The sequence below is a fragment of the Kitasatospora sp. NPDC058406 genome (assembly GCF_042722765.1).
Classification (GTDB): domain Bacteria; phylum Actinomycetota; class Actinomycetes; order Streptomycetales; family Streptomycetaceae; genus Kitasatospora.
Genome location: NZ_JBHXKE010000252.1, coordinates 3,969 through 12,754, shown reverse-complemented (window position 1 = coordinate 12,754; position 8,786 = coordinate 3,969). Strand labels below are relative to the sequence as shown.

4 protein-coding genes are annotated in these 8,786 nt (G+C 75.9%); 3 read left to right on the top strand and 1 reads right to left on the bottom strand.

Annotated elements, in window-relative coordinates; genetic code table 11:
• On the top strand, window positions 1–858 hold an 858-nt coding region (locus ACFWOG_RS33960; protein WP_380363063.1), incomplete at its 5' end, for a polysaccharide deacetylase family protein.
• Window positions 859–891: 33 nt separating this feature from the next.
• Here the strand turns inward: ACFWOG_RS33960 and ACFWOG_RS33955 are convergent.
• Window positions 892–1,329, bottom strand: coding sequence for a YchJ family metal-binding protein (locus ACFWOG_RS33955; protein ID WP_329951756.1), 438 nt, complete (start codon window positions 1,327–1,329; stop codon window positions 892–894).
• A gap of 512 nt (window positions 1,330–1,841) precedes the next feature.
• Between ACFWOG_RS33955 and ACFWOG_RS33950 the strand changes: the two genes are divergently transcribed.
• Together ACFWOG_RS33950 and ACFWOG_RS33945 are read left to right on the top strand one after the other, a co-directional pair.
• On the top strand, window positions 1,842–6,980 hold the full coding sequence (locus tag ACFWOG_RS33950; RefSeq protein ID WP_380363060.1) for an amino acid adenylation domain-containing protein: 5,139 nt from the start codon (window positions 1,842–1,844) through the stop codon (window positions 6,978–6,980).
• On the top strand, window positions 6,977–8,786 hold a 1,810-nt coding region (locus tag ACFWOG_RS33945; RefSeq protein ID WP_380363058.1), incomplete at its 3' end, for a condensation domain-containing protein. The genes ACFWOG_RS33950 and ACFWOG_RS33945, both read left to right, overlap by 4 nt.

The window sequence follows — 8,786 nt, the reverse complement described above, 5'->3', positions numbered from 1 at the left end:
GTGGCCGGGGCGGGCGCGGTGACCGGGACCGGTGCGGCGGCCGACCGGGACGGGCCGCGCCCGCCCGCCGTGCCGCTGTCGCTGCCGGGGCCGGCGCGGGCGGAGGAGGAGACCAGCAGCGAGGCGGTGGCCCGCAAGGCCGCGACGGTCCGGACCGCGCTGGAGACCGCGCGCCGCTGGGGCCTGGAGCGCCCGCCGCTGGCCGCTCCGCCGCGCCCGGCCGGCCGCCCGGAGCTGCGCGCCGGGCAGGGGGTGAAGCTCGCGGAGGGCCTGCCGCCGGTGGTGTACCGGGTGCCCACCGAGCAGAAGATCGTCTTCCTCACGGTCGACGACGGTGCCGAGAAGGACCCGGAGTTCAACCGGATGGCCGCCGAACTCGGGATCCCGCTGTCGACCTTCGTCGCCGACTACCTGGCCCGCTCCGACTACGGCTACTTCCGCCAGCTCGCGGCCCAGGGTGACGCGGTGAACAACCACACGATCAACCACCGCAACCTCAAGGTCCTCGGGTACGAGACGCAGCGCGACGAGATCTGCCGCCAGCAGGACCAGCTGGAGCAGCAGATCGGCGCTCGTCCACGCCTGTTCCGGCCCCCGTACGGGGAGTACAACGAGGACACCCTGCGGGCCGCCGCCTCCTGCGGCATCGAGGCGGTGCCGCTCTGGAACGAGGAGGCGTTCCCCGACCGGATGGAGTACCGCCAGCTCGACCAGCGGCTCCACTCGGGCGACATCATCCTCACCCACTTCCGGGGCACCGACCTGTGGCCGGGCACCATGACCGACCTGCTCCGCAAGGTGGTCGACGAGGTCACCGCGCAGGGCTTCGCGCTGGCCCGGCTGGACGACTACCTGTAGCGCTGCGGGCCCGCCCGCCCCGGGGTGGGCGGTTCAGTCGAGCGAGAGGGCGTCGAGGTACACCCAGGCGCCCTCGTGCCGGACGAAGCGGCTGTGCTCGGTGAGAACCCCCTCCTCCCGGCCCTCGACGTAGTGGGCGCGGAAGGCGACCGTGCCCTCGCTGTGGAACGGCCCGCCCTCGGAGCCGGAGAGCACCTCCAGGCGCACCCAGCGCAGCCCCGCGTCGAACTCGACCGAGTCCGGCCGGGTGTCGGGGTGCCAGGTGCGCAGCAGGTAGGCCTCGTCGCGGGCGGCGAAGGCGCTGAACCGCGAGCGCATCAGGGCCTCGGCGGTGGTGGCGGCTGCCTGCCCGCGGTGCAGGAGGCCGCAGCACTCCCCGTACGTGCCGGGCAGGCCGCACGGGCAGGGGGAGGAGGGCAGCAGGCGGGGCGCGGGCGCGGCGGCGCGGGGCGCGGGGCGTCGTCGTGACATGGCGTACATTCTGGCCCCTGCCCGGGGCGGCTCCCGCCCACCCTGCCCGGGGCGGCCCCCGCCCACCCTGCTCGGGACGGCTCCCGCCCGTCGTGCCCGGAGCAGCGCCCTCCGGGGCGGACCGGGGGGCGCTCCGGGCGGACCGGCGGGCCCTCCGGGGCGGGGGTTCCGTGCGCTCCAGTGGGTGTCAGGTATCTGACAACGTGGAGGTCAGGGGCTCTGCCGGGTCGCCGGCGGAATCGCGGCCACGCCCCCTCGTCGGGTCGTTGGCGACGACCGTAGCGCCACTGGGCCGCGATGCCAAGGGTCCTGACAATCTGTCCGAAATCGCCGACGAACCGTCACACTTTCGCGCCGATGACGAGCGCGACGGAGGTGATCTTTCCGGCATATCGAACGAGTGACGGAAATGTGCTGGTCATTCGAAGATCTTTACCCCAGCATCTCCGAGGGCACACCGCCCGTTTCCCCCCGGCCACAAGTCGGAGCAGCATCACCCCCCAGGAGAGTTGATGAGTTCGACGGGACATCCACCGCTGGACCCGGCAGCATCGCCGGCCGAGTTGTTCTCCGCTCAGGCCGAACGCACCCCCGACGCCCTCGCCGTGATCGACGGCCACCGTCGGATGACCTACCGCCAGTTAGACCTCGCCGTACAGGCGGTGGCGGACCGGCTGGCAGCCGCCGGGATCGGTCCGGAGGCCCTGGTCGGGGTCTGCCTGCCGCGAACGGCAGACCTCGTGATCACCCTGCTGGCGGTCCTGCGGGCCGGTGGCGCGTACGTGCCGCTCGACCCGGCCTACCCGCGCGACCGCCTCGAACTGGTCGTCGGCGACGCCCGGGCCTCCGCGGTGGCCACCGACCGTGCGCACGAACACCTGCTGGCCGGCGCCGGTGCCACCCTCCTCCACACCGGCGGGGACGCCCCCGACGTCCCCGCCGCCCCGGCCGTTCCCGCCCCCGCCGCTCCTTCGGCCCCCGGCCTCGCCACCCCGGCTCCGACCGGCCCCGCCGCCGACCCGGCGGACCCCGTCGCCCCCGCCGACGCGCTCGCCTACGTCCTCTACACCTCGGGCTCCACCGGCCGCCCCAAGGGCGTGTCGGTCACCCGGCGCGGCGTCAACGCCATGCTCCGCTGGGCCGCGCGGACCTACACCCCGGCCGACCTGGCCGGCGTGCTCTTCGGCACCTCGGTCTGCTTCGACATCTCGGTGTACGAGCTCTTCCTCCCGCTCGCCGTCGGCGGCACGGTCGTGGTGGCCGAGAACGTCCTCGCCCTGCCGGAGCTGCCGGCCCGCGACGAGGTGACCCTGGTCAACACCGTGCCCAGCGCCATGGCCGCGCTGCTGCGCGGCGACGGCCTTCCGGACGGCGTGCGGGTGGTCAACCTGGCCGGCGAGGCACTGCCCCGGCACCTCGCCGACAAGGTGTACGCCCAGCCCAAGGTGGAGCGGCTCTACAACCTCTACGGCCCCACCGAGGACACCGTCTACTCCACCTGGTCGCTGGTCGGCCGCCACGAGGACGGCGAGCCGGTCATCGGCCGCCCGCTCGACGGCACCCTCGCCCACGTCCTCGACGAGCGGCGGGCGGCCGTGCCGGACGGCGGCATCGGGGAGCTGTACCTCTCCGGCGAGGGCCTGGCCCGCGGGTACCACGGCCGGCCCGACCTCACCGAGGAGCGGTTCGTCACCGTCGACGGCGTGCGCTGCTACCGCACCGGCGACCTCGTGCGCCGGCTCCCCGACGGGGACCTGGAGTACCACGGCCGCGTCGACCACCAGGTGAAGGTCCGCGGCTTCCGGGTCGAGCTCGGCGAGATCGAGGCGGTGCTCGCCGCCCACCCCGCGGTCGAGGCCGCCGCCGCCGTCGTCCAGCGCGACGAGGCCGGCGAGTACCTGGCCGCCTTCGTCCAGCCCGCGCCCGGCCTCGCCGAACCGGCGCCCGCCGACCTGCGCGCCCACTGCGCCACGGCCCTGCCCGGGTACATGGTGCCGCTGGCGGTCGCCGTGCTGGAGCACCTGCCGCTCACCCCCAACGGGAAGACCGACCGCAAGGCGCTGCCGCCGGCCGCCCGCAGTCGCGCGGGCCACGAGCTTTTCGTCGCACCCCGGACCCCTGTCGAGACCCGCATCGCCGGACTCTGGCAGGGCCTGCTCGGCGTGCCCGAGGTCGGCGTGCACGATGTCTTCCTCGACCTCGGCGGGCACTCGCTGCTCGCCGCCGGGCTGCTGGGCCGGATCGAGCGGGAGTTCGGCACCCGGGTGCCGCTCGCCGAATTCTTCGCCGCGCCGACCGTGGCCGCGCTGGCCGTCCGGGTCGCCAACGGCGGCGGCGGACGCCGCTCCGTCGCCCCGCCCGAACGCGAGGCCCACCTGCCGGCCCGCGCCACCGGCTTCCAGCGCGAACTCTGGCTGCACGAGTCGATCCAGCCCGGCAGCTCCCTCTACAACGTCCCGCTGCGCGTCCGGGCGGACGGCGCCCTCGACCGCGAGGCCCTCGGCCGCGCGCTGACCGAGGTGGTCCGCCGGCACGAGGTGCTGCGCACCGCGCTGCGCGGCGTCGCCGACCCGCTCGGCGAGGACGAGAACGAGGTCACCGCGGAGATCGTCGCGCCCTACCCCGTCGACGTGCCGCTGCTCGACCTCACGGGCGCCGACGACGAGGCCCTCGACGCCGCGCTGCGCGCCGAGGCGGCCCGGCCGATCGACCTGACGACCGGCCGGCTGCTGCGCGCCCTCGCCGTGCGCACCGGCGAGGACCGGCACGAGCTGCTGCTCACCGTCCACCACGCGGCGATGGACGGCTGGGCCGCCGGACTGCTGCTCGACGAGATCGCCCGCGCCCACCGGGACGGCGAACTGCCCGAACCCGCCCTCCAGCTCTCCGACGTCGCCCGCTGGGAGGAGCGCGCCGTCGCGGCCGGCCGTGACGCGGCCCGGCGCTGGGGCCGGCAGCTGCGCGGTCTGGACGCCGAACAGCACCTGCCGGGAGACCGCCCGCACCCCAACCCGCAGGACATCGCCGGCCGCCGGATCGCCCGCCGGATCGACGCCGACCTGGTCCGCTCCGTCGAACGCCGGGCCGCCCAGGAGGGGGCCAGCCTCTACATGGCCGTGCTGGCCGCGCTCGGCGGCGTCCTGCACCGCTACACCGGCCGCACCGATCTCGCGGTGCTCAGCCCGTTCGCCGTGCGGCCCGTCCCCGAGCTGGAGCAGGTCCTCGGCTCGCTGATCAACACCGTCGCGATCCGCCTGGAGGTGGCCGGCACCGACACCTTCCGCGACCTGGTCGCCCGGGTCCGCCCGGCCGTGCTGGAAGCCGCCGAGCACAGCGGTCACCCGTTCGTCGACCACGCGCGCCGGTTCGGCCGCTCGGCCGGGCTCACCGCCTCGCCGGTCTCCCAGGTGCTGCTCGCCGTCCAGAACCACCCGGTGGCCGCCGTCGAACTCCCCGGCCTCAGCCTGCGGTTCGTCGCCGAGGTGTGCAACGGCACCGCCAAGACCGACCTCTCGATCTTCCTGGAGTTCCCGGCCGACGGACCGCTGCTCTCCGCCGAGTACCGGACCTCCCGCTACGACGAGCGGTCCGTCCGGGCCGTGCTCGACCACCTGGTCGCCCTGCTCTCCGCCGCCGTCGCCGAACCCGACCGGCCGCTCGGCGAGCTGGCCATGCTCTCGGCCGCCGAACTCGCCGCCGACGATCCGGTCAACCGCACCGAGGCGCCGATACCCGACGCCCCGCTGCACCGGCTGGTGGCGGACCAGGCGGCCCGCACCCCCGACACGGTCGCCGTCTCCGCCACCGACGGCGCCCTCACGTACGCCGAACTCGACGACACCGCCGACCGGTTGGCCCACCTGCTCGCCTCGCGCGGTGCCGGGCCCGGGGCCGTGGTCGCGGTCGCCGTCCGGCGCGGCCGGCTGCTGCCCGCCGCCCTGCTCGGCGTGCTGCGCAGCGGGGCCGCCTACCTGCCGCTCGACGTGGAGCAGCCGCTCGCCCGCAACCGCGGCGTCCTCGACGACGCCGGTGTCACCCTGCTGGTCGCCGAGAGCGCGACGGCGGGCGACCCGCTGCTGCACGGCCGCGAGGCCGTGCTCGTGGACGGCCCCGAGCACGCCGCCGCCCCCGCCGCGGCGCCGGCCGTCACCGTCGGCCCGGAGGACCCCGCCTACCTGCTGTACACCTCCGGCTCCACCGGCCGCCCCAAGGGCGTCGCCGTCCCGCACCGCGCGATCGTCAACTTCCTCACCTCGATGGGCCGCGAGCCGGGCCTCACCGGGCGGGACGTGATGGCCGCCGTCACCACCGTCACCTTCGACATCGCCGGTCTGGAGCTCTGGCTGCCGCTGGTCACCGGCGCCCGGGTGGAGATCGCCGACCGTGCCACCGCCACCGACGGCCACGCGCTGGCCGGCTGGCTCGGGTCCCGCGGCGTCACCCACCTGCAGGCCACCCCCGCCACCTGGCGGATGCTGCTGGAGGCCGGGTGGTCCGGCCGTCCCGGTCTGACCGCCCTGTGCGGCGGCGAGGCGCTCACCGCGGACCTCGCCGAGGCGCTGCTCCCGCGCGTCGGCGCGCTGTGGAACCTGTACGGGCCGACCGAGACCACCGTCTGGTCCACCGTCCAGCGGGTCACCCCCGAACTCGCGGCCCACGCAGGGGTGGTGGCCCTCGGCGCGCCCGTCGCCAACACCCGGCTGCACCTGTTGGACTCCGCCGGAGGCGCCGTTCCGGTCAACGGCGTCGGCGAGCTCTGCATCGCCGGCGCGGGCGTCGCCCTCGGCTACCACGGCCGTCCGGAGCTCACCGCCGAACGGTTCACCGCCGAGCCCGGCGGTCCCGAGGGCGCGCTGATGTACCGCACCGGCGACCTCGCGTGCCGCCGCGCGGACGGCCGGTTGGAGTACCACGGCCGCGCCGACGCCCAGGTGAAGCTCCGCGGCTTCCGCATCGAGCTCGGCGAGATCGAGGCCGCGCTCACCGCGATCCCCGGGGTCACCGCGGGCGCCGTCCGGCTCGTCGGGACCCCGGCGGGCCCGGTCCTCGCCGGGTACGTCGTCACCGGCGCCGAGCCCGCGGGCCGCGGGTCCGCCGACGCCGGGTCCACCCGGAGCGCGCTCACCGAGGACGAACTGCGCATCACCCTCGCCGAGCGGCTGCCCGACTACATGGTGCCCGCCGCGCTCGTCCTGCTCGACGCGCTGCCGCTGACCCCCGGCGGCAAGGTCGACCGGGCCGCGCTGCCCGCGCCACGGCTCGGCGGCGCCGGCTCCCCGCCCGAGGGCGACTGCGAGGAACTCCTCGCCGACCTCTGGCAGGAGGTGCTCGCCGTCGAACGGGTCGGCCGGCACGACGACTTCTTCGCCATCGGCGGGCACTCGCTGCTCGCCACCCGGCTGCTCACCAAGGTGCGCGACACCTTCGAGACCGAACTTCCGCTGCGCACGATCTTCGAGGCCCGCACGCTGGCCACGCTGGCCCGCCGCATCGAGGATCGGATGCTCGCCGAGATCGACGAACTGGGCGACCTGAACGACCTCGACGACCCGACCGGCCGGAACGGCCGGAACCGCCCCGGTGCGCCCGGGGTCCCGCACGACCGCACGGCCGACGGCACCACCGGTGCCCGGACGGGGGAGACCGCATGACCGACCAGCCCACCACCGGTCCGGCCCCGGACGCCGAGGCCCGACGGCAGGAACTGCTCCGCCGCCGCCTCGCCAAGGCCAAGGCCGCCAAGGCCGCCGCCGCGGGCGGCGCCGCCGACCGCTACGCCGTCACCCCGCGCCCCGCGGGCACCCCCGTGCCGCTCTCCTCGGCCCAGCGCCGGATGTGGTTCCTGGCCCAGTACGAGCCCGACAGCGCCGCGTACCACATCCCGCTCGCCCTGCACATCGACGGTGCGCCCGACCCGGCCGTCCTCGGGGCGGCCCTCACAGACGTCCTCGCCCGGCACGAGGTGCTCCGCACCGTCTACCCGACCGTCGACGGCGAGGTCCGCCCGGAGCCGCTGCCCGCCGAGCGCCTCACCCTCACCGTCGCCGACGTCCCCGCCGGCCGGGTCGACGCCTGGCTGGAGACCGAGGCCCACCGCCCCTTCGACCTCGCCGCCGACCTGCCGCTGCGCGCCGCCCTGCTGCGCACCGGCGACGGCGCCGTGCTCAGTCTGGTGCTGCACCACATCGCCGCCGACGGCTGGTCGATCGGGGTCCTGTTCACCGACCTCGCCACCGCCTACGCGGCCCGGCGGGAGGGCCGCGCCCCGGGGTTCCCGTCGCTGCCCGTCCAGTACGCCGACATCGCGTACTGGCAGCAGACCGGGCTCGCCGCCGAACTCGACCGGCAGCAGACCTGGTGGCAGGAACGGCTGCGCGGCGCGACCGCCACCGTCACGGTGCCCCCCGACCGCCCCCGGCCGGCCGTGGCCGGGACCGCCGGCGACCGGTTCACCGCCGAGCTCGGCGTCGAGCGCACCCGCCGGATCCGGGCGCTCGCCGAACAGACCGGCACCACCGTGTACATGGTGCTGCTCGCGGCCCTGCAGACCGTCCTCGGCCGCTACACCGGCAGCGAGGACGTGACCGTCGGCACCCCGGTCGCCGGGCGCACCCGCAGCGAGACCGAGCCGCTGGTCGGCTGCTTCGTCAACACCCTGGCGATGCGCACCGACCTCTCCGGGGACCCGACGGTCCGCCGGCTGCTCGACCGGGTACGGGAGTCGGCCCTCGGCGCCTTCGGGCACCAGGACCTTCCCTTCGAGCGGCTGGTCGACGCGCTCGGCCCGGAGCGCGAACTGGCCCACACCCCGCTGTTCCAGGTCCTGCTCAACGTCCACAACCAGGCGCAGGCCCGGCCGGGGCTGCCCGGCCACGCCGTCGACTGGCGGCCGATCGGCACCGACACCGCCAAGTTCGACCTGTCGGTGGCCGTCGTCGACACCGGCGGCGAGCTGGTCGCCGACCTCGTCTGGCGCACCGAGCTGTACGACGAGCCGACCGTCCGGCGCGTCCTCGGCCACCTCACCACCGTCCTCGACGCGATGGCCGAGACCCCCGACCGCCCGCTCTCCGGTCTCCCTCTGCTCACCCCGTCCGAGCAGCGGCAGATCGCGGACTGGGACGACACCGCGCGCGACTGGGACCTCGGGGGCACCCTGCACGGCCTGGTCGAGGAGCAGGCCCGCCGCACCCCGGGCGCGCCCGCCGTCCGCGGCGCCGACGGCGTCCTCGACTACGCCGAACTCGACCACCGCGCCAATGCCCTGGCCCACCGGCTGCGCGCGCTCGGCGTCGGGCCGGACCGCCCGGTCGGGCTGCTCGTCGAGCGCTCCGCCGCGCTGGTGGTCGGCATGCTCGGCATCCTCAAGGCGGGCGGCGCCTACCTGCCGATCGACCCGGTCTACCCGGACGAGCGCATCCACGGGCTGCTCGCCACGGCCGGGGCCGCCGCGGTCG